This is a genomic window from Mycetocola miduiensis (assembly GCF_900115155.1).
In the GTDB taxonomy this organism is placed as follows: domain Bacteria; phylum Actinomycetota; class Actinomycetes; order Actinomycetales; family Microbacteriaceae; genus Mycetocola_A; species Mycetocola_A miduiensis.
The window spans coordinates 249,075-270,462 of sequence record NZ_FOVM01000004.1; the positions used below are offsets into that span (position 1 = coordinate 249,075).

The 21,388-nt window shown below is 64.6% G+C and carries 17 protein-coding genes; 3 read left to right on the forward strand and 14 right to left on the reverse strand.

Features of this window, described 5'->3' with window-relative positions; genetic code table 11:
• Nucleotides 1-157 precede the first annotated feature (157 nt).
• The 13 genes from BM197_RS08785 to BM197_RS08845 form a co-directional block, all read right to left on the reverse strand.
• On the reverse strand, nucleotides 158-1,594 hold the full coding sequence (locus tag BM197_RS08785; RefSeq protein WP_177216789.1) for a DUF4082 domain-containing protein: 1,437 nt from the start codon (nucleotides 1,592-1,594) through the stop codon (nucleotides 158-160).
• Between the two features lie 211 nt (nucleotides 1,595-1,805).
• Nucleotides 1,806-3,620, reverse strand: a complete 1,815-nt coding sequence (locus BM197_RS08790; protein ID WP_090710667.1) for an adenine nucleotide alpha hydrolase family protein — start codon at nucleotides 3,618-3,620, stop codon at nucleotides 1,806-1,808.
• A complete protein-coding gene (locus BM197_RS08795; protein ID WP_090710669.1) occupies nucleotides 3,617-4,981 on the reverse strand; it encodes a glycosyltransferase family 4 protein in 1,365 nt (454 codons plus the stop codon). The genes BM197_RS08790 and BM197_RS08795 overlap by 4 nt, the downstream gene beginning before the upstream one ends.
• Entirely contained in the window at nucleotides 4,978-7,386 is a 2,409-nt protein-coding gene (locus BM197_RS08800; RefSeq protein WP_090710671.1) for a glycosyltransferase, read from the reverse strand. The genes BM197_RS08795 and BM197_RS08800 overlap by 4 nt, the downstream gene beginning before the upstream one ends.
• On the reverse strand, nucleotides 7,383-8,843 hold the full coding sequence (locus BM197_RS08805; RefSeq protein WP_090710672.1) for a lipopolysaccharide biosynthesis protein: 1,461 nt from the start codon (nucleotides 8,841-8,843) through the stop codon (nucleotides 7,383-7,385). The genes BM197_RS08800 and BM197_RS08805 overlap by 4 nt, the downstream gene beginning before the upstream one ends.
• Entirely contained in the window at nucleotides 8,840-9,856 is a 1,017-nt protein-coding gene (locus tag BM197_RS08810) for a TolB family protein (RefSeq protein ID WP_090710674.1), read from the reverse strand. The genes BM197_RS08805 and BM197_RS08810 overlap by 4 nt, the downstream gene beginning before the upstream one ends.
• Nucleotides 9,853-11,121, reverse strand: coding sequence for an MFS transporter (locus BM197_RS08815; protein ID WP_090710675.1), 1,269 nt, complete (start codon nucleotides 11,119-11,121; stop codon nucleotides 9,853-9,855). Before BM197_RS08815 ends, BM197_RS08810 begins: the two co-directional genes overlap by 4 nt.
• 17 nt (nucleotides 11,122-11,138) lie before the next feature.
• Nucleotides 11,139-11,801: a hypothetical protein gene (locus BM197_RS08820; protein ID WP_090710677.1), complete on the reverse strand. Its 663-nt coding sequence runs from the start codon at nucleotides 11,799-11,801 to the stop codon at nucleotides 11,139-11,141.
• Nucleotides 11,802-11,824: 23 nt separating this feature from the next.
• Complete coding sequence (locus BM197_RS08825) at nucleotides 11,825-12,541, reverse strand: acyltransferase (protein WP_090710679.1); 717 nt, start codon at nucleotides 12,539-12,541, stop codon at nucleotides 11,825-11,827.
• Nucleotide 12,542: 1 nt separating this feature from the next.
• Nucleotides 12,543-14,066, reverse strand: coding sequence for a sugar transferase (locus BM197_RS08830; protein ID WP_245762466.1), 1,524 nt, complete (start codon nucleotides 14,064-14,066; stop codon nucleotides 12,543-12,545).
• A 792-nt stretch (nucleotides 14,067-14,858) separates the two neighbouring features.
• Nucleotides 14,859-15,896 carry a cation diffusion facilitator family transporter gene (locus BM197_RS08835; RefSeq protein WP_245762467.1) on the reverse strand — a complete coding sequence of 346 codons (1,038 nt, stop codon included), beginning with the start codon at nucleotides 15,894-15,896 and terminating at the stop codon, nucleotides 14,859-14,861.
• On the reverse strand, nucleotides 15,893-16,258 hold the full coding sequence (locus BM197_RS08840; protein WP_090710682.1) for an ArsR/SmtB family transcription factor: 366 nt from the start codon (nucleotides 16,256-16,258) through the stop codon (nucleotides 15,893-15,895). The genes BM197_RS08835 and BM197_RS08840 overlap by 4 nt, the downstream gene beginning before the upstream one ends.
• Before the next feature lie 59 nt (nucleotides 16,259-16,317).
• Nucleotides 16,318-17,331 carry an AraC-like ligand-binding domain-containing protein gene (locus tag BM197_RS08845; protein WP_245762468.1) on the reverse strand — a complete coding sequence of 338 codons (1,014 nt, stop codon included), beginning with the start codon at nucleotides 17,329-17,331 and terminating at the stop codon, nucleotides 16,318-16,320.
• Nucleotides 17,332-17,650: 319 nt separating this feature from the next.
• On the opposite strand from BM197_RS08845, the gene BM197_RS08850 reads away from it, so the two are divergent.
• Nucleotides 17,651-18,574: a helix-turn-helix transcriptional regulator gene (locus BM197_RS08850; RefSeq protein ID WP_090710683.1), complete on the forward strand. Its 924-nt coding sequence runs from the start codon at nucleotides 17,651-17,653 to the stop codon at nucleotides 18,572-18,574.
• A 69-nt stretch (nucleotides 18,575-18,643) separates the two neighbouring features.
• Here the strand turns inward: BM197_RS08850 and BM197_RS08855 are convergent, their stop codons facing one another.
• On the reverse strand, nucleotides 18,644-18,877 hold the full coding sequence (locus BM197_RS08855; RefSeq protein ID WP_143095042.1) for a hypothetical protein: 234 nt from the start codon (nucleotides 18,875-18,877) through the stop codon (nucleotides 18,644-18,646).
• Between the two features lie 485 nt (nucleotides 18,878-19,362).
• Here BM197_RS08855 and BM197_RS08860 point away from each other — a divergent pair, with 485 nt between their 5' ends.
• The gene (locus BM197_RS08860) at nucleotides 19,363-20,076 is read left to right on the forward strand and encodes an SGNH/GDSL hydrolase family protein (protein ID WP_090710687.1); all 714 of its coding nucleotides are present in this window, start codon (nucleotides 19,363-19,365) and stop codon (nucleotides 20,074-20,076) included.
• Between the two features lie 696 nt (nucleotides 20,077-20,772).
• Nucleotides 20,773-21,339 carry a hypothetical protein gene (locus BM197_RS08865; protein WP_090710688.1) on the forward strand — a complete coding sequence of 189 codons (567 nt, stop codon included), beginning with the start codon at nucleotides 20,773-20,775 and terminating at the stop codon, nucleotides 21,337-21,339.
• Nucleotides 21,340-21,388 lie beyond the last annotated feature (49 nt).

Here is a 21,388-nt window from a genome sequence, read left to right on the forward strand (position 1 = left end):
CCCGTGTCAAGCACGATACCGGTCGGCGGCTGGCCCCGAAACGACATCCGCCACGGCTGTGACAGAACGTTATTTAACTGGAAAAGCACAGTGCGCCGCTTCCGCCTGGGGCGGTCACGACGCACTGTGCTTGTTCGCGTTGCTTAGTCAGCCAACGTTAGTTTGCGGCCCGGATGGAGGCGCCGTCTTCATAGGTGTTGTTGGTCCAGACGTTGCCCGGGGCGTTGGAATCGAAGGACACGATCGGTCCCCAGATGCCGCACTTGCCGGAATCTCCGCGCTCCCACACGTTGTTGGTGAAGCGGATGTCGCGGGTCTGACCCGAATATGGCTTGCCGGTGGAGGATCCGCCGTAGGCGCAGAAGCCGCCCGACTCGGAGAGGAACTTGTTGCCGTCGATGGTGTTGTTCTTCACGGCAGCGAAGTCGCCGTAGCCGGTGAGGGCTGCGGAACATCCTGCTTCAGCACCCACAGGGTTTGCATCGCACGCGATTGTGTTGCCACGGATGATGGAGTTGGCGCCCATGCGAACGGCGGATGCGTGTGCCAGACCTCTGGAGTCACTGTTCTGACCGTGGAGATACGAGTTCTCAACGATGCAGTCGAGCGAGCAGTTGATCGAGCGGTTACCGCCGGTGACCTCGACACGGCTCGCGGTGAAGCGTGCGTCGCCGATACCGGTTCCAACTTCAGCCGCGACGTGCACCTGGCTGTCGCTGATGGTGAACGATCCGGAGCCGCTGTTGAAGATGCTTCCGTTGATCTTCGAATTGGTGATCTTGACGCCGGTGGTCGCGATCTGCAGGTCGCTGTTCACGATCTTGCCGTTGATGACCGTGTTCGGCGTGGTGATCCGGCTCGGGCCGGTGTACGTGGAGAGCGCCGTTCCTGCGGGGACGCCGGTCGAGTCAGCGGAAGGGAATCCGGTGCTCGGAGCGGGAGCCGGGGCGGGAGCCGGGGCAGTGCTCGGTGCTGGTGCTGGCGCAGGTGCTGTCGTCGCACCAAGGGTCACGTCAACCCAGTAGTTGCTGTTGCGGAAGCTGGTGGTCGGGAACGTCGACGACTTGCCGTACTTGTAGACGCCGGACCCGGAGGCAAGCTTGAGGTTCGCGTTTTGCGACACTCCCGTGGAGCCGTAGGTCACCGCGTACTTGCCGCGCGGCGCGTAGTACGAGACAACGTAGTTCTGGCCAGCCTTCAAAGCGACCGGCCGGTCAAACTGGGCCGTCTGCCAACCGGTGGACGTCTCGCCCGTGAACGACGCTCCAGCGAGCTTCGTTCCCGAACCTGACCATAGGGTCCCGTTGTGTGACCCCAGGGTGTCGCCGTTCTTGAAGAAGCGCATTCCGGTGGCCGTGCTGTCCTTGACGGCGCTGAACTTGGTGCCGACCTCGACACCGGCGGTGTCTGAGTGCGAAACCAGGCCGGTCGGGGCGGAGCTACCCAGCATGGTGCTTTCGGCCGCCTGTGCGGGTGAGGCGGAGAGCGGGCCGACTGCCAGGAACGCGGCGACCAGCATCGCGGTGGCAGCGCCTACCGTGCCGAAGCGCACGGGGGCGGGTGTGCTGTTCTTGCGCGCCGATGAGCGCGCCAAAATATTCGATAAATTCAAAGCTAACCTGACTCGTAGTGATTTCGAGGTGTGCACTCGTGATCCGCGCCGGGTATCCGGCGGATAGGCACCCGTCCTCGGGAAGAAGGCCCCCATTAGGGGGACCCTTGTTGCCATCCCATTAGAACGAACGCTTCGAGCCAAGTCAAATTGCGGTGCTCTCCGTCTTTTCTCACCAACCCCATTCGTCACATCAGTGCACATCGACCTGGGTGGCGACAAGAAGGTTCGCGAGGAACGCCACCGAGCTTGGGCGCGGTTCGATCGAGCCGGCGAGCACGCCGTCGATCCACTCCGCCCGGACGAAGCTCTCGAGCTGCGACGATGACAGCAGCTCCGGGTGGTTGCGCCAATGCTGCACCACTTTGTGGGCGAGCGGATAACCCCCGGCCGGGGCGCGGTTGTGTCGCCGGATACGTTGGGTCACTTTTCGGCCGAGGCGGCGGGTGGTTCCGAACGCCGCGGTTGTCGATCGCCAGGGACCTGGGTGTGCCGCCGCGGCCGGGGCGCCCCGGCCCTCGAGGGGAATTCGTCCTAATTCGGGGTCGAGTTCCATCTGCAGCCTGGCGAGAAATTGCGAATGCGCCTTCGCCGATGGGGCAAGTCGGGACGCGATACTGAGAAACTGCTGGCAAAGCATCGGATTGATGACGATTCGACGATCATGGACTGCCGTGTCGGTAAGTCCTGCCCATCGTTGCATCCTGTGCCGCAGGTACAACTGATCAGTGGCGTGGAACCACTCCTCGCTTGCCGCGGCCATGACCGCGGCCACCTCGCTATTGGCCGCCGCTCGCCCCCACGCGGAAAAGTCCGGGTCGAGCAGGTCCGGTTCCACTGACTCGTTCGCGAACATGCGCCAGGCTGCGAGCCGTTCGGCATGCTTATGGGTGAAGGAGCGTTCGCGCACCGCCCCGACGTAATAGAAGCCACGCGCTACCTCCCCACCGAGTCCCGAGATCCTGACGCCCTGGTCAAAACTGGCCTCGGCTGTGTCGAGGGCGGCAAGGGCGACAGGGTCAGCCATCCCGTCCAGCCGCATGGCCGCCTTCCGTACAAGCCCCCAGGCGTCTTCGCTGCTCAAGTCCTCGAGGGTCGAGAACCCGTGAACCTCGTGCAGCAACCCGAATCGCTCAGCGAGCTGGCTGGCGACGAGGACGTCACCGCTCCCTGGCACGCCCAGCGTCATGGCCCGGAGGCCGCGCCGACGAGCAATCGGGATGGCGCTGAGAAGGAGTCGCGAATCCTGCCCGCCGGTCAGCTGCAGGACTGCGTCGGGGTGATCGTCCAGAAGCGCGTTCAGCGACGTACGCAGCATCGCCGCAACGAGGGGGACAGCTTCATCGAGCGTGATCTCCGGTTCACGTTCGACCGCCGGTATGTCGAGGCGGATGCCGCGGGCGTCCAGATGCGCGATGGCGTCCGGGGCGAGTTTGTCGATTCCCTGAAACAGGGTCCGCTGTCCAAGCTGCCATCCGAGCAGCGACTGCACAGCCACGGCCGTATGGTCGAGTTCGGCGGAGCGTGCCCAGCCTGCCAACAGCGCGGACGTGGAGAGCGCCGGCCGGCCGGTCGCGTTCGGCGAGCTGTGATAGAGCTGCCGGAAGCCCATCGAGTCGGCAACCATCGTCACGCCGGTCTCCGCTCCACGGACGGCGGCGAATGGAGGGAGCAGAGCTTTCAGCCAGGCAGGGTCGGAACGCATCGCGTCCGCGATCCGGGCGCCCGAGACATCGCCGCGTTCGGTCCGTGCAACGCGGGAGAGCGCGAAGGTCGGATCCTGCATGGTCAGCGAGGTCAGGCCCCATGAGGCGAGGCTCATGTCACCACACGCGGTCGTCGTGACGCCCGCGTGGGAACCGAGCACCTCACCAAGCGCCGGGACGTCGCGGTGCATGGCGAGAAAGCCGGGCAGGGCACCGCGCGGACCGTGGCGGTCTGCCAGCGGCGAGGCCGGCATTGACGGGGTCGGCTGGCGGGCGTCTGACGTGGGTTCGTACGGGATCATCGGGTACTCCGCTCTGCGCTCGTGCTGCGTTCCACCAGGTAGCGGTCGAACTCCTCTGGGTCGTCAACGTTGACGTAACGTCGGCCCTGCGGGTCGACGTCTGCGACCGGGCGTGTGTCAGCGGCCGCCAGCTCAGGGGCGACCGTGGGTAAACCGGTCAGGTCGTCGAAGACCGAGACGTAAGCCGCCGATTGCGGCCGCCAGTCCAGGAGGGTGGACACTCGGGTGCGGGCGTCCTTCCCAAGCCGCATTCGCAGCTGTGGGTTGTCGATCAGGGTCTCCACCGCATCGGCGAAAGCCGTGATGTCGCCAGAGGGCACGTAGAGCATGGTGTCCCCGCCTGACACGAGGGTCTCCTGCAGGTCGAACGATACAGCGGGGAGCCCATACGCCATGTACTCCATCGTCTTGTTCATGGTCGACAGGTCATTGAGCGGGGTCTTCAGGTCGGGGCACAGGCCGATGTCGGCGCGGCTGAGGTGCTCAGCGATCTGCACCCGGTCGACTCGGCCGGTGAATGTGACGTGCTTGTCGAGGCCACGTTCGGTGGACTGCCTCTTCAAATCCTCCAGGCAGTCCCCGAACCCGAGGAGGGTCGCGGTCACGTTGGTGCGTCCGCGGCGATGCACGAGTTCGTCGACGACGAGAAGGACCTGGTCGACTCCGTCCTGTGGGCCCATGATGCCGAGATAAACCAGGTTTATGCCGTTGGCGGCTCGGGGGGTCTCTGGGTAGATCGGGCGCATCGATGTCGTATCCGGCCCGCTGCGCACCACCGTCACCTCCTCTGGCTTACGGTGGCCGCGGCGGATTGCGATGGCCCGGTAGGACTCATTCGTCGAGATGATCCGATCCGCGGCTTGGAATGTGCGACGTTCGAGCCAGAGCAGACCGCGATACTCGAGCGACTTCAGCAACCCCCTCGGCTGTCCGAACCGTGAGATGAAAAGCTCGGGGTTCAGGTCGTGGTGGTCGAAAACAAACCGAACCCCTGATGGGCGCCACAGCAACGCCAACAGCCAATACGTGTCTGGGGGATTGCACGCCTGCAGGATGTCGAACCGTGCGTTCCGCCTCACCGCCAGGGAGAGCAAGGCGGTGCGGACCCAGCTGTAAGCGAATTCCCAGATGAAGCCGAGGAGCCCCTTGGCTTCGCGCGCTGGAGCGTACTTGTAGATGTCGACGCCGTCGATGTGCTCTCGCGACGGATCGCCTGGTCCTTTCGGGCAGATCACGCTGACCCGGTAGCCGCGGGCGATCAACGCCTGGCACTCCAGCCATACCCTCCGGTCCAACGGCACTGGCAGGTTCTGCACGATGATCAGAACATGGGGGTTCGAACTGCGTGCTCGCTTGCTCATACGGTCGTCCTCGTTTCGCCTAGCCACTCAAGCAACCGGGACGCCCGTGCGTCCCAGCCGTTTCCTTCGATCGATTGTTGGATTTCAGAACGGGCAGGTGCCCGGTCGAGCATCTCCGAGATGGCTTCGACGAACCCCTCCGGGGTCGACGCGCCCGAAACGAACCGGGGGTCGAAGCCGTCGAGCGGCGCGACATCCGTTGACACCACAGGAACACCCGCCGCGAGATACTCGACCGTCTTCAGGGGGTAGCTCCGCCGGTTGAACGCCGTGTCAGCGTACGGAGTGAGTCCGACATCGATCGACCGGAGATACCCGGGCAGGGCGTCGCGCGGCACCTTGCCGACCCATTGCACGCCGGGCAGAGCGGCGAGGCTCAGGAACCTCGTACGGGCTTGTTTCGACCTGAACCGGTCGGGCCCGACCAGGAGCAGGCTGATGCCGGCCGACTGGACAGCCCGGAGCGCCTCGAAGTCCGTTCGCTCGTTGAATTGCCCCACGACGCCGGCTATGGGCGACACCAGCCGGATGTCCTTCGCCCTGTCAGCGTCGTCGATGCCCCGATAGTGGTCCACATCGGTTCCGTTGGGGAACCAGAATGGCTCGACGGGGCCACGTTGCAGGTGCCGGGCGAGCGCCGGGGTCACCGCGAGCACGAGATCCGCGGCACCGAGGTTGGCTTCACGTGACCGTCGGAGATAGTGCGGACGGACACCCCAGATAGATGCCGCCTCGACGAAATCGTCGGTAGCGAAGTACACCTTCCTTCCCGGAACCTTTCTCAGTGCGGGCAGGACGGGTGCGGGCGACGACACGATGACAGCCGATGGCTGCAGTTGCTCGCGACTCAGGTACCAGCGCAGGACAGCCAATGCCCACCAGTGCGCCACCGCTCGGATCACTGGGCGGGAGAGGCCGGGCGGACCGAGAACGCTGAGGCGCGTGATGTTCGGGTGGGGCTTTGCGATGATCACAGGCTGGAGTTGATCGCGCGATCGTCGAATCGACCGTGGAGAGTCGATCCAGATGACCGGGTGCGAGCGAGCCAATGCACCCACCAGCAGTCGGTCCGAGCCCGCCATCGCGTCCCAGTCCGCGCCGGAGAAGTAAACCAGGGGGCCGGGGCAACCGGGAGCGGCGGACCGGAACACGTCGGCGCTTGCGGCACTCACGGCCGTCGTCGCTGCGACAGGGTTCGCGTTGAAGTCTTCTGATAGTTGACGGCCGAGGACCCGCGAAATACGTCGACCGAGGTAGTAGCGACTGAACGACGCTCCCGAACGAACCACCTCGGGGACGTCCCTGCCCACACCAGCCACACCTGCCAGGGCGTCGCGGTACACGGCGACCTGTCGTCGGGCCGCCGAATCAAGCGAATACGCCTCCACCACGTTTCTGCCGAAGGCGCCTAATTCCCGTCGCATCGCGGGATCCGCCAGGAGCGGTTCCAATTCCGCGGCCAGGCGGGAACGTCCCTCGCGAGAGCTTTGCCCGACTCCGTACCATCCCTGCCACCGGAAGGTGTCGACGGTCTGCGGTCCGAGCGTGGCAAAGAAACCTTTCTCTCCTTGCACGACAAGCGGTTTGCCGAAGGCAAGCGAGCGCAGAGCGGAACTGCCCATTCCGAGCGTGACGTCCGCTGCCGCGTACGCCGCGCGCGGGTCGGCCAGTTCTCCTGTCACGATGACTGTGTTTGCCCGGGTCCGGCGGTTCACCTCGTCAGCCGCCGCCTGGATCGCTCCTCGAGCGGCCCCGTCGCCGACAATGAGGAGTTGAAATGGCTGGACGTCGGCGAAGTCTCCAGCGACGTCGATCGCCGTGAGGATGCCCTCGGACTTCAACTCGTTGGCCAGTCGGCTGACACAGACCACGAGCGGCCGCTCATCCAAGTTCCAGCGGGAACGAAAAGAGGCGAGTTCGGCGGGAGAAGGCGCTTGATTGTGGACCAGATCGACCGGGGGCTCGATCACGTGAAGGCGCTGCCTCCCTGCAACCTGCTCGCTCGCTGAGATTTGTGGGGTGCCGACGACGAGGGGGAGTGTACGGGGCAGGAACGGTGCCACCGCCATCGACATCACCGTGCAGACGGCGGCCACCTGGGGGAGCCGGGATGTGGCCATCAGCGCCTCGAGCCCCGGCGGCCACTCGTAGCCGTGGATCACGTCGATGCCGCGTTCGATAACCAGGTCCCGCATCGTGCGTGCCACCCGGATCGACGGTCTGCGCCGTACGGGCGGGGATTCGATGAACTCGAGTCCCAGCTCCTCGATCCGGGCGAGGAGTGTTCCGGGCCTGCCGAAAATGATGCACTCGTGGCCGAGGCTCTTGACGGCTGCAGCCAGCTCGATCGCATTCGTCTGGCTGCCGCCCATGTTCAAATCGTGGGGATATACGAGGATTCTCATGTCACACCTTTCGCCCGACCTGATAGGCGGAGGGCCTTGACGTCGTCGCGCAGCCGATAGACCAGCGCGCCGATGATGGCTGCCGCCAGCAGTCCTGCTGCCGCGGCTGCCAGGAAGGGGATGGCGATGAACTGCGCGAACGCCCAGGCTGCTGGCCACACGAGGATCGCGGCGCCGACGGGGATGGCCACGGCCTTCGCCGAGTCGCTGATTCGGACACCGGACCGGTGAAGGGATATTGCATAGAGCGGCAGGACGACGGCCAGGGAGACAGCAAACTGAGCAGCCGCAACACCCGCCTCTCCGAATGGGTGAACCGCGAGCAGCATGACGGGAAGACTTACGGCGAACGAGCACGCCTGGATGACCAGCACGCTTCCCGACTTACCGATGACGACCAGGTAGTCGTATGCGAGCTCGAACCAGATCCGCAGGGCGGCGAGGGCCGCGAGCCAGAGCAGTACGTCAGCGGAAGCCTGCCAGGCGTCGCCGTACACGAATCCGACGACCGGTTCCGCAGCGCCGCTCAGCGCCAGGCACACGGGTACGGCGACACAGGAGAGGAGCGCGAGCACTCGGGAGAAGTTCCGAGACATCCGTGGTGGGTCGTCCTTCAACGCCGAGAACGCAGCCGGGGCAACCGCTCGGAGGGGATGAGAGAAGATCGAAACCGGCCAGCTCGCGAGGTTGAACGCCAGCACGTACAGGCCGAGCGCGTGTGCGCCGAGAACCGATCCCACGATCATCTGGTCGGCATAGCCTGAGGCGCACAGCACGATGCTCGACAGGGCGAGTGGAATGCCGAACCGGAACAGTTTGCCGAGGATCGCCTTGTTCCAGCCGAAGCGGTAGGGCAGCGGCGACCAGCGCAACAGCATCACCGCGAACACGACGCTCGCAACCAGATGGCCGATCGCGAGGCTCATTGCACCCCAGCCGAAAAGAGCCAGGGTCAACGAAATACCGGCTCCGAGCCAGGTCTTGACCTGGTCGGCGATGGTTCGCTGTTTCTGCATGAACTCGCGCTGCAATATTGCCGCGGGCGTTGCAACTAGGCCGTTGATGACGATCGACAGGGCCATCACCTGCACAACGGGGGTGGCCCGGACGTCACCGAGTGTGGTGGAGATCCACGGCGCCCCGATCACGACGGCCGCGGTCAGCAGGGCACTGCTGAGTACCGAAATCGTGTTGGTGGTCGGCGCGATGGATGCCGGGTCGTCGCGCCACCGGATGATCGCAAGGCTTACACCGAGTTCGTTGAAGCTGAGGACGGCCATCAACGTCACCATGGCGATCGCGAAGACTCCAAACTGTTCGGGCCCCAGCAGCCTGGCGAGGGCGATCCCGATGAACAGCGGGCCGAGGCGCGAAGCGACGGTGTTCAGAAAGCTCCAGCGGAACGCCCGGGACGCCAGCTGCGTCACCGATGAGTCCTCGTGCACCGCGCGCGTCATTCGTTCACCACCGAAGGGGACCACGCGTGCTCGATGAGAAGAGAAGGTGCGCTCGCCCCGTCTGCCGCTATCGACCACACATCGCTGTCGCCCGCTGCGCCGTCGCGTGCCAGGCCGTACAGTACTGTCTCATCGTTCATCCATTCGACCTGGTCGTCGACATTCTTCGGTTCCGGGAGCACGACTTCCTCGTGGGTCGCCAGGGTCAGGACGGCGATTCCCCAGTGCGGAGTTTCCGCAGCGCCGGATCGCTTCTTGTAGGCGACCCGTGTTCCATCGGGGGACAGGGATGGACATTCGGCGTTATCGGCGATCGCCGTCAGCGTGCGCTCGGCAAGATCCCCGAGGACGAGCCAGGTGCGGCCACCGGACGCGGCTGTCGCATAGAACGTCCTGTCGTCAGAGCCGAAGGTGACGCCCCAGATGTTCCGGTCGGCTGTGGTGAGGCGCTCGCCGTCGATCCACAGGGCGAAATCCTCGAGGTTGCCGTAGCTTTCGCCGTCGACGTGTGAGACCACGGTTTCGGTGGAGAAGCCGGTGATCGCGTACGAGTGACCGGTGACGAATGAGGTGGTGGCAACGAGCGAACTGTCTGCAGAGAGCCGTGTGCGGCTTGGGATACCGGGAAGCGGCCACGACGCCAGTTCCGACCCCGCTCGGTCGAAGACACTGGCGGCGAATGTGGTCGGTACGCCCCGCTTGATTTGAAGGCAGGACAGCACGGCACCGGTCGCGTAGACGCGATCGCACGCCTGGTCGGAGAGCGCGCGCGCAGCGGACGGTGTATCGAGCGGCACGGTGGCGACTTTGCCGTAGCCCTCCCCCGTCGCGGTGTTGCGGAAGGTGATGTGCGGGTCTGTGCTGGTCACCGACGTTGTCGTCGTTCGGACTTCGCTCGGCTCGGCTGACCTGGCCTGGTAGCTCGTGTACGCGGTGATGCCGTACGCGATCGCCGCCCCCAGTACGAGTACGGAGATGAGCGCGAGCGCCAGCCATTTCTTCGACCGGTTCATGTCGGCTTCCCCGCCCGGATAAGACCGCCGAGGATGACCGCGGTGACCGGAATCAGCACGGCGAGGGCCACGGCGACGACGGTCATGGCGCTGTCCCGCCCGATTGAATACCAGAGGAGGCCGAAACCGACCGACGCGAGGAGCCGTGCGGCTGCTACGGAAGTCTGCGCGGCAGCGATACCGCTCGCGAGAGTGTCGATCGATGTGGCCTGCGACGCGAGCGCGGCAAGGATGCCGTCTGTCGCGGCGTAGAACGTACCGAGAAGGACCAGGCAGGCGACGGTCAGCTGCCAGCCCGCTGCCGGAAGCGCTGCGCAGACGTAGGCGGCGAGAAGCGCGATATGACCGAGGATGAAGATCCGCGCACGGCCGAACCGGTCTGCCAGGCGTCCGAGGGGTATGGCGAGTGCGAGGAACGCGACGTTCGTTCCGACATACAGCAGGGGGAAGTATTCGGCCGCGAAACCGCTCTTACTCTGCAGGACGAGGTAGATGAATCCGTCGCCGACGGTAACAAGTCCGAGCAGGCCTGCCGCGAGCAGGAGCCGGCGCAGCCGGCGGTCGTTGAGATCGCGCCAGCGGAATCGCGCCCGTGGGGTGGAATGGGCGGTCGCGCGCTCGGCCCGAGGTCGCTTATTGGGCACAACGATGCCGAGCAGAAGAACCCCGAGAATCGCGAACGCGAGCGAAACAACGAAGATCGTGCTGTAGCCGTCCGGGATGAAAAAGAGGATGGCGAAGGCGAGGAGCGGGCCGATCGCGGCTCCGATCGTATCGAGCATGCGGTGGACGCCGAACGACCTGGCCAGGTTGTCGGGTTCCGAGGATGCAGTGATGAGGGCGTCACGGGGAGCGGTTCGTACCCCTTTACCCAGCCGGTCCACGGCGATGACCGCGCTCAGTGCGGCAAAACCGCTTGCGAAAAGCAGCCCGACCCTGGCCAGTGCTGAAACACCGTAGCCGAAGAAGGCCACCCACTTGGGCTGGTCCGCCCTGTCGGCTGCATACCCGCCGGCGATTCTCACGACGGCGCTGATGCCCTGGTACAACCCGTCAATGACGCCGTACGCGACCGTCGACAGCCCGATCACACCGGTGATGTAGAGCGGAAGGATGGCAGAGACCGACTCTGTAGAGATGTCGGTGAACATGCTGACGATGCCGAGGGCGATGACGACGGAAGATACCCGCGTCGTCGCCGTCCGGGTCGGCCTTGTCGCCTTGTTCTTGTCAACCGGCTTACGGTCGGACAGCGAAATGTACATTGGCCCCCTCGCCTGTCTTACTTCGTCGCCGTGAACGCGCCGAAAACGCTGTAGTCGGTTCCGCCACCTGGTGTCGGCGTGACGGTGAGCATCAGGGTGTCGGTCCCTCGGGTGAAGAGGAGTGCGCTCGAACCGCTCGCTGCAGGGGCCACGCTGTCGACGAAGTCATTTGCCGCGAAGGCCACCCTGTAGAACTCGAGCACAGCGTCCGATGTCATGGGCGTGCTGGCCGCGAGAGTCACCTGGAGCCGGTTGTCAGCGGATGCCACAGAGCTGGAGGTCACGGTCGCATCCGTGGTCGGCGGGATGAGGTTCGCGGGATACCCGGCCACGAGGGCCCCGGTTTCGCTCGCCGTCGGAGGCAGCGGAAGGGTGACCAGATCGGGCAGCGGGGGTGACGGGGGAAGCCCGAGTGGTGATGTCTCTTCGGGGGCTGGCAGAACCTCGGTGGCCTGCTCCGTGGCGTCAGGAGCCGGGGCGGTGCCCTCCTTTACGTCGTCGTTCGTCTCAGACCCCGACCCCGCCTCTGAGCCCGTTGCGGCATCCGGATTGGACGGTGCCGGAGGCGACACGGAGACCGGGTTCGGCGAGGCGGTGTCGGCGCCTGGCAGTATGTTGAGCACCGAAGCCACGATGATGATGACAAGGGCGAGTCCGAGCGTCGCCAGAATGGCAACCATTGAGCGACGCGAGGAAGGCGCCGTCATCGTCGTGCCTCTGACGGAATTCTCAGTTCGGGAACGTTCTCTGCCGACCGGAAGCGAGCCGGCGCCCCCGACGCGGGAAGGACCGCCGTGAGCACGCCGTTGTGTTCATGGTATTCCTCCCCGGTCGATGGGCACCGGAAGAGCTCGTCGCCGACGCGCTCGAGGGGAACGCCCGCGCGGCCGACCCAGCCGATCCGGCGGGCGGGGACTCCGACGACGAGCGCGTAATCGGGAACGTCGCTGGTGACCACTGCCCCCGCCGCGATGAGAGCCCAGGCGCCGATCGTCACCGGGGCGATGCAGACGGCTCTCGCCCCGATCGACGCGCCTGTGCGGATCGTCACCCCGACGGCATCCCAATCGTCAGCGTCCTTGCGTTTGCCATCGGCGGTGATCGCCCGCGGGAACATGTCGTTGGTGAGCACAGCGGCCGGCCCGATGAACACGCCGTCTTCGAGGACGGCGGGCTCGTAGACGAGTGCGTAGTTCTGCACCTTGCAGTTTTCGCCGAGGATGACACCGGGGCCGATGTACGAGCCGCGCCCCAGGATGCAACCGGCGCCGACCCTGGCATGCTCGCGCACCTGGGCGAGGTGCCAGATCAGTGCGCCGTCGCCGATGCGGGCGAGGCTGTCGACATCGGCGGTGTCGGCGATGTGCGGCGGTCGACCGGGACGGTCGGGTGCGGTGTGCGGGTGAAACTGGTTGGACATGTCAGTACGCTCCCACGGGTTTCAACAGGACTCTGAGGGTGCGCCAGACGATCATGAGGTCACCGGTCAGCGACCAGTTCTCCACGTAATAGAGGTCGAGGCGGACGCTTTCGTCCCAGCTGAGGTCGCTCCGTCCGTTGACCTGCCACATGCCCGTCAGTCCGGGCTTGATGTAGAGCCGGCGGTGCACGTGGCTCTCGTAGGATTCGACTTCCCGGGGGAGCGGCGGCCGTGGCCCGACGAGGCTCATCTCGCCGATGAGCACATTCCACAACTGGGGGAACTCGTCGAGCGAGTATTTGCGAATCACCCTCCCAACCGCCGTGACTCGTGGGTCATCCTTGATTTTGAAGAGCAGTCCGTTGCCCTGGTTCTTCTCGACAAGCTTCGCCAGGTCCCTCTCGGCGGTGGTCACCATCGAACGGAACTTCAGCATGGTGAACGTGCGCTGGTTGCGGCCGACGCGTTCCTGCCTGAAGAAGACGGGGCCGCCATCCTCGAGTTTGATGAACACCGCGATGGCGAGGAACATCGGAGCGAGCACGATAAGGCCGACGCCAGAGGCGACGACGTCGAACGCGCGCTTGAGGACATGCTTGCCGCCTTCGAACTGGGGAATCTCCACGTGGATCAGCGGGAGTCCCTCAACCGGGCGGAAGTGGATTCGCGGCCCGGCGACATCCGTCAGCTGGGATGCCAGAACGAGGTCCGTCGCCGTGCCCTCCAGCTGCCAGCCGAGGTTGCGGATGAAGTTCGCGCCCCCCTTGGGCTTGCCGGCGATGATGACCGTGTCGGCTCCGACGTTACGTGCGATCTGGGGAACGTCGCGTGAGCCGAGGACGGGGACGGGCTTCTGCCCTGTTGTGACGGTGTGGGTGTCGCTGTCGGAGACGACTGCCCCCACGACGTTGTATGCCGCGCCGGATTTCTGCTGGATCTGACGGATGACGTACCCGACGTCGTCGAGTTCGCCGACGACGAGCGCCCGGCAGAGGTAGTGGTCGAGGGTTCGCTGCGACACCAGCCACCGACGCCAGAGCCAGTGCGCCGTCAGAAGGCTGACGGTGCCGAGGGGGAGGGCAAGCAGGAAATAACCGCGGGCGATGTCCACGTTGAGGAGGAGGAAGACGATGGCGAGCAGCCCGAACGCTGTCGCGCTTGCGTTGACGATGCGTTTGTATTCGCTCGCACCGACGCCGATCACACGCGAATCGTGGACCCCGAACGCGATCAGCGCCACCAGCCAGGCGACGACGATGGTTGCTGAGATGAGGAGATACGAAGCGTCCTCGATGCGGGTGCTCGCCGGGATGGCTTCGATACCGAACCTCATGGAAAAGGCGATGGTCACCGCGAACATGATCGTTGCGACGTCCGTCAACCGCAGGCGGATGCGATAGTTGCGAGCCCAGACGCGTTCGGATGCCTGCCGCATCGTGTGTTCACGGACGTCGGGGGCAAGCCCGGCGCTGATGTGCTGACGGAAGAATCCCGGGAACAGGGTTCTCGATTTCACTTCAGTCATGAGACCCCACGTCCGGTCGAATGCGAAAAGCTGACGGATGCACGGGCCCGTGTGTCCTGCTGCATGGCGGCTCCGTCTCTGTCTGAGCACACCTCAGGCCGCCCCGACGGTGTGCCGGGACGCGCGAGTGCCTGTCGGATAATCTGTACCGTCAAAGGCGAGGGTGTCTCACGTTTCGTGCACTACCGACAGTAACGGCGCGCAACGGTGTAAACCTCCCCCAGATAGAGGGGTGAGAAATCCTCAGATTCCCGAAGGGGCGGATCCTGGCATCCGTATTCGGGCATGAAAAAAGCCGCCCAATCAGGCGGCTTGTCGACGTGTGCTTAGGCCCGCGAAGGCGGGGAGGGGCAACGAAACAACCCCCATCATGTAGAAGCTAGACGGGGGTTTCAGTGGCTCCGGCCGGCATCGATCCGGTGACTGTTCGAGTAAGAGTAGGGCTCTGCTAAGGGTTTCTGCGTGCTACTACTGGCTTCAATCGCCCCCGATCAAACCTGCTTTTTGATGTCATTCGCTTTCGGGGACTGCCATTGAATCTGCGGAATAGATGCGGAGTTCGTCGACAGTCTCAGTGGCGCGCAACTCCTAGGACTGATTCTCTTCTCCTGGCGTAGGGGAAGCTGAGAGGCCGTGATGTTGTGACATCGGCCTCCCAACTGCTTCTGCATTCACTATCCAAGGGAGTCACTTCCTATTGGTTGGGACCGTAGCGCACTTCGGTTCTGATGCGTTGGGGCGTCCGGCTTGCGAGCGGCTTGTGGTGTACGAAATGAACGGTTCGATCTAGGGTCAGTGTGAATGAGGCACCGACACTCTGTCGGTGGTTACCGCACGGATGATCATGTCGTCCAGGTTGGGGAGCGCCTTCGTGAGTCGGTGCTCGGCTTCGTGTAACACCTGCTCAACGTTCGACAACGTGGTGTCGGCGACCTTCACGACGGCTGCACCCTGGAGCCGGTGGCCAACCCAGCGCAGTTGCAGTTTCTGGACGGCGAGAACATCCACGGAAGCGGTGATGGCGGCTTGGGCGCGGTCAACGAGTTGCGGTTCGATTCCGTCCATGAGGCGACGGCCGATACTGCGAACGGTGCCCCACAGGAGGACGATGATCGCTGCGGAAATGATCAGGCCGATGATCGTGTCGGCGAGCGGGAAGCCGAGCATGACGCCGATCGCGCCGAGCACCACGGCGAGGGAGGTGAATCCGTCAGTGCGGGCGTGGACGCCGTCCGCGACGAGTGCGGCCGACCCGATCTTCTGCCCGACGCGAATGCGGTAGATCGCGACGGCCTCGTTCCCGATGAAGCCGATCACCCCGGCGGCGAGTAACCACCACAGGTTCTGCAGGGCTTGAGGGTTGAAGAGGCGGTCGATGGACTGCCATGCCGCCAAAATCGCGGACAGGGCGATAACGGCGACGATGAAAAGGCCGGCCAGATCTTCGGCGCGCCCGTAGCCGAACGTGTACCGGCGGGTGGCGACGCGGCGGCCGAGGATGAACGCAATCCACAGCGGGACCGCGGTGAGGGCGTCGGAGAAGTTGTGGATAGTGTCGGCTAGCAGTGCAACGGAGCCGCTGATCAGAACCACGCCGAGTTGAAGAACCGTGGTGGCGAGAAGGATGACCAGGCTGATCTTCAGCGCCCGTACGCCCTCCTTGCTCGCCTCGAGGGCGTCGTCGATGGAGTTCGCAGCGTCGTGGCTGTGCGGCACGAACAGGCCATAGAAGAACCCCTTGATCCCGGTCGGGTGGGAGTGACTTCCCGGGTCGGAGTCGTGGTCGTGGTCGTGGTCGCGCGGACCGCGCCGCTCGGTGTGGGTGCTCACTTGCTTACCTCTCGCGTGGGGTGGTGGTGCCGTGGTGTGCCGCCGAGGGTGTGCTCTGCTTGGAAAATGGCGTCAGAGACAAGTCGGCTCGCATGCTCGTTCTCGAGCCGATAGAAGACCCGCTGGCCGTCCTGCCGCGTCGCGACGATCCGCGCCAATCGCAGTTTCGCCAGGTGCTGGGATACCGCCGCCGGGGATTTGTCGACAATGTCCGCCAAGTGGTTCACTGACAGCTCTTCATCGCGAAGCGCAAGAATGAGCCGAACCCGAGTTGCATCGGCGAGCATGGAGAAGACCTCGACCGCCAACTCGACGAACTGACTGTCCGCCTCTCGCCCACACACTTGCTTATCTGCGTTCATACGCAGCCGGAGGCCGAGGAGATTTTCGACAGCCGCGGGTATCTGACCAGGAGCAACGCCTAGCGACGCAGGGTCGTCGAGGGATGCTCCCCGAAAGCTTGTGCGTACACCGCGGAGAATCTGCCCAGGTGCACGAACCCCCAGCGTGTAGCGACATCCGTCACACTGGTCGCGCCTGGCTGAGCCGCGCTCAGGTCTCGGCGCACCGCTTCGAGCCTGAGCCGGCGCAGATATGCCGTCGGCGTCGTATCTAGCGTCCGGCGGAATCCTTCCTGCAGGCCGCGGACACTGACTGATACCTCTCTCGCCAGCTCAGCAACAGTCCACGGATGAGCGGGGCCACTGCGCAGCAACTCCACCGCCATTGCGACCGGCAGTCTTCCTGCAGCGGGTGACGGCACAGCCAGCGCCTGCGTGTAGTTGTGCGGCTGCGCGAACAGCAGAGCCTGAAACAGGCTGCGCTCCAACTGCTGCGCAGCCAAGGGATGGGTGAGCGGGCCGTCTGCCCGTGATGCTGCGCCGTCAATGAGGTGGACGGTGTGGAGGATCGACTGTCCTCCGCGGCTGGTGAGATCCAGTTCGCCTTCGAATTCGAGAGGGCGGGCGGCGCGGTCACCGAGCAGGTTGCCCAATTCCAGCTGCAGCTGGTCTTTCGAGATCATGAGTGCGATCAGGGCGAAGCGCTCACCGAAGTGGAGCTCCGCAGGTTTTCCCGGCGTGAAGACCGCGGCTGTCCGCGATGTGCCGAATACCGGATGCTGACCGGCCGCCCGCATCCTCGCGCGGCCGGCGGTGGGGATGTTGACGTGAAAGCTTGCGGCCTGCTCGGTCTCGATGTGCACAGCATCCCGAAACTGCAGAAAGGCGCACGTGGTCCCGCCCACCGTCAGTCCGTTCAGGGCCATGCCGATCGTGCTCGTTGAGCGGGCGGAGGGGAGTTCCACCGGCAGGAAGACGTCGGACAGGACTTGTCGGGTCTCCTCGACCCCTTGTGCCGACGCGATGCGCCGGCTCTTAAACATCTCGTGCGCACCCGACTGCAAGCGTTCGCGTTCGCCAGTCAGCGTATACATGACGCTCCTTCCGCGCCCCTCTCTACCCGAAGAAGAGGGGCACACTTTCGGGGTGGTCCCGATAATCGCGGACCACCGCATTCCGCCCGTCTTCACCCGAAGAAGAAGAACGGCAACCGCACCGAAGCAGGGCCTGTTTCGAAACTACATTCGTCCGCACGAAATAGCCTGATTCCGCACGACCCCCAAAACCGGGGCAATTCGGCTGTGCATGGGCTGGAGGCCACGCGGGGCTGTTTGAGGAGCCGGTAACGTATTGGTAAACGTGGCGTTCAGGAGCGGCTGGCCCGGGGCCGCCTGTGGCCGAAAGGTGAGTCGGATGCTAATCGACGAGGACTTCCACACCAGTGACACGGCGGAAGCCGAGGCGCTGATCGAGCATTTCTACCGCCGCGGCCGCCTCGTGGAAGGCCATCGGCCGTTCCAGTTCCGCCAGCAGGTCCGCGGTGATGAGCGAGCGAGCGTCGCCCATTACCAGATCAGTTCTCGGACGGATTTCGCGGTCGACATCGACGGCATTCTCGCCGTGGGCATGCTCTCCGGGGGAACCTACTCGGCACAAACCAACGGCCGTGAGATCGACGCCTCCCGTCCCTTCCTGCTGCGGCCTGGGGCCGCGCAGTCGAGCTCTGTCGGACTCGACCTCACGATGGCATACCTCGACCTTGACGCGCTTGCCGCGATCGCGTTCGGGGAGGGCAGCCCAACCGCTCGGCTCCGGTTCGATCTCGTCGCGCCGGTGTCCGCGGACGCGGCCAAACACTGGGCAGTTGCGGCAAGATTCCTTGACACGGCCATCGCGGACGATGAACTGTTCCGCAACGACGTGATCCGGCGGTCAGCGACCGACGTGCTCTTGGCGTGTGCTCTGGAGGCGTTCGGTCTAACAACGCAGGATGCTGATGGCCGCCTGAATAGCGGACCCGCGTCGCTGCGGCGCGCATTGCAGTTCATCGAAGACCACGCGCCCGAGGCCATCACCGTCGTCGACATCGCAACAGCCGCGCGCCTGAGCCCTCGCGGGCTGCAGAACATCTTCCAGAAGGAACTGGGGACGACGCCGCTGACCTATCTGAGAAGGGCGAGGCTCGACGGAGCGCACCAGGAGTTGATCTCCTCGGACACGGCAGACACCACCGTGGCCGAGATCGCCAACCGGTGGGGATTTGCCCACATGCCGAAGTTCGCGTCGTACTACCGCGAGATCTACGGGACGAACCCGCACGAAACACTGCGGTCCTAGCGGCTAGGACTACGGTGCCGAGTACCGCGAGCAGCACGGTCCACCACACTGCGGCGATGACGGCAGCCGTCAGGACCGCGCTGGCACGGTCTCGATGTGCAGGGCATCCCCAAACAGCATGTGCCCGCACGTGAGCCTGCCCTCCGTCAGGGCGTTGAGCCGCATGTCGAAGTTGCCGGATTTCCGCGCCGACGGGAAGTCGACGGGCAGGAAGACCTCGCCGAGCACCTGCCGGGCGTGTTCGACATCCCGGGAGGAGGCGACACGGCGGCTCCTGAACATTTCGACCGTGTCCGATTGCATGCGGGGGTTGTACCTGTTGCGAATGAACGCGGAGATCGCGCCCGCAAATCGGATGCTCCGCGGCGCTGGGCGGATATCGGGCAGGCCGTGCCCCCGCATACAGTAAGCGCTGTCGAAGTGCCCCGCTTCGACGATGCACTGTGGCCCCTTCGAGCGGGGCCACAGTGTGCCGTTCCGCAGCACTCGGCACCGCCACAAGTGGTGCCTGCCTGAAAGCCAGCAACAATGAGTTTCCACCGAAATACCCACCGCGCCGAAGTGTTCGTGCTCGCCGGCTCGGGGCACACCTTCCGCGTCCAGTGCGACTGTGCGAAGAAACGCGATCACGATTTTGCGAAGCCCACTGCCCGTGAAGACGCAGCGGGCTGCAGTGAATCTTCGTGACCGGGTTGTTGAGGGACGGCTGTCGAGCCGCCATTGGCTGGCGAACACGAGTGTGGAGGGATCCGTCAGATCCCGATCGGGTGCGGCGGTATCCGCAGGCAATGCTGGGACCACTCTTCTGGGGATGGTTCAGAGCCAGAACGGAGGACCAACGCGAGTGGCGTTACCCCACCGGGCCCTCCGAGGTCAGCATCGCCGGAAACCACCCCGTCCGAATCCTTGTCATTGGCGACGGACCAGCGGCGGGTTGCGGCGTGCGGACCCACCAGCTGGGATTCGCTGGACACCTGGCCAGGAACATTGCCGGACGCCTTGAGCGCGGTGTTGTGGTGACGGTGGCGGCGCAGCCGGCCGCGTCGGCTCGCTCGATCCTCAGACGACTCGACGGCCTAAATCTCGACGGCTACGACGCCATCGTCCTCATGCTCGCCACAACCGATGCTTTCTGCCTGACCCCTCGCCGCAGTTGGCAGCGCGACATGACCGCTCTGGTGCACGCCTTGAACTCAGGGAGCACCGCATCCGTGTCCGTGACCAGCGCCGCCAATCTCCATGTGGCACGGTCGCTCTCCCCATTTGCGCGCTTTCTCACGGGTAGTCACGCGCGAATGCTCGATATCGAGACCAGTCACATTTGCGCACAGTCAAACACGCCCATGATTTCGTTGGATGCCGCCTCAGACCTCACTTCTCGCACGTACGCGCTGTGGGGCCGCCGCATCGGTGCGCACGTCGCGGGCTCCCTGCACGAAGGGGACCCTGCAACCCGATATGCGAACGCAGCAACCGAATTCCAAACGCGCGCTCGCTGGTGAGGGGGTCCGGGCAGCGCCGGCTGCGTGATCCGGATGCTCAGGGTGCCGGAGGAATCGTCACGCGGCGGAGGGAGGGTGGGGTCGCAGGGCATACAACCCCACCCAGTGGGGAAAACGTGGGGGCTCGTCCGGGTCCCCGGAACTCACGTGATGATCTTTCCGCTGAGTGATCGCAGGAGCAGCGTGCGCCGCACTCTAGCTGTACCCGGCATCGACGAAGGCACCATTCAATTGACGGTTCATGCCCATAAACCATGTCCTGGTGACCGATGCGAAATCCGCAGTAGCCAAGAGCGCCATGACCTGCAAAGTGTCGCGGAGACGCTGCTCTCTGATGCCTTCGGAGGCTGAGCCTCTCCGCTCACTCATCGGGCAACCGTCCGGATGCTTCGTGTCGTGCCGCTTCCGCTCGAGAACGCTGCCGGTACGCGGGTACGACGAGGTGCCCGCATCGCGACCCGAAGTCGTCTACATGGGCGAGGGTGGCTTCGTCAGGCCTGTGGGCCACCTGTCCGGCTTCGGTGGATAGCCGATAGTCAACACGAGCCCTTCACTGATGCAGAACGCTGAATCCACCGGGGAGCATCCGCTCCCTTGGAGCCTCCTCTCGTGTGCGAGCACGAGCGTGCCCAACGAAACACTGAGAATGCGCTCGAAAACGCGCGCACATTCCGAGACACGAACGGTTGAACACTCATGCACATTGCACAGAAGGCGCGCGTCGCCACCATCGTGGTCCTTGCGACCACCCTGCTCGCCGGCTGCGCCGCATCCGAGCCGAGCGCCAAGGCTGGCCTCACGCCGAGTTCGACCGTCGAAGAGACCGCGCCCACGCAAACCTCGTCGCCCGAGGAAGCCTTCCGGGGAGCGACCAAGGTCAGCGTCGCCGTCACCGTCACCGAGGTCATTGACCCCAGGGCCTTCCTCGTCGAACCCCGAGCATTCGAGCGGGAGACCAGGGGTTACTCGGGTGAGATCACCGCCGAGCTCAGCGCCACCACAAAGCTCGTCACTCCCACCGAGAACGAGTGCGGATACGCACAGACTCTCGCTTTTGCGAAGCGGTTTTTTGCTGAGAACCCGGACGACGCAGGCATCGAGAACGGAGTCTTCCTGACCCTCCACTATTACCCGCGTCTGCTCGAAGCCGGCTTCGCCTACATGGCCGATGACTCGGGTGAGTTCTACGAATGGCAAACCGGCGCCCAAGGCGTCGGCACTGACCTCTCGTCCACCTGCCCTGACTTCGGCAACGGCCGATAGTCAGCAACACGAGCACGTCCCCTCAACCACCCACCAACTATCCCCAGAA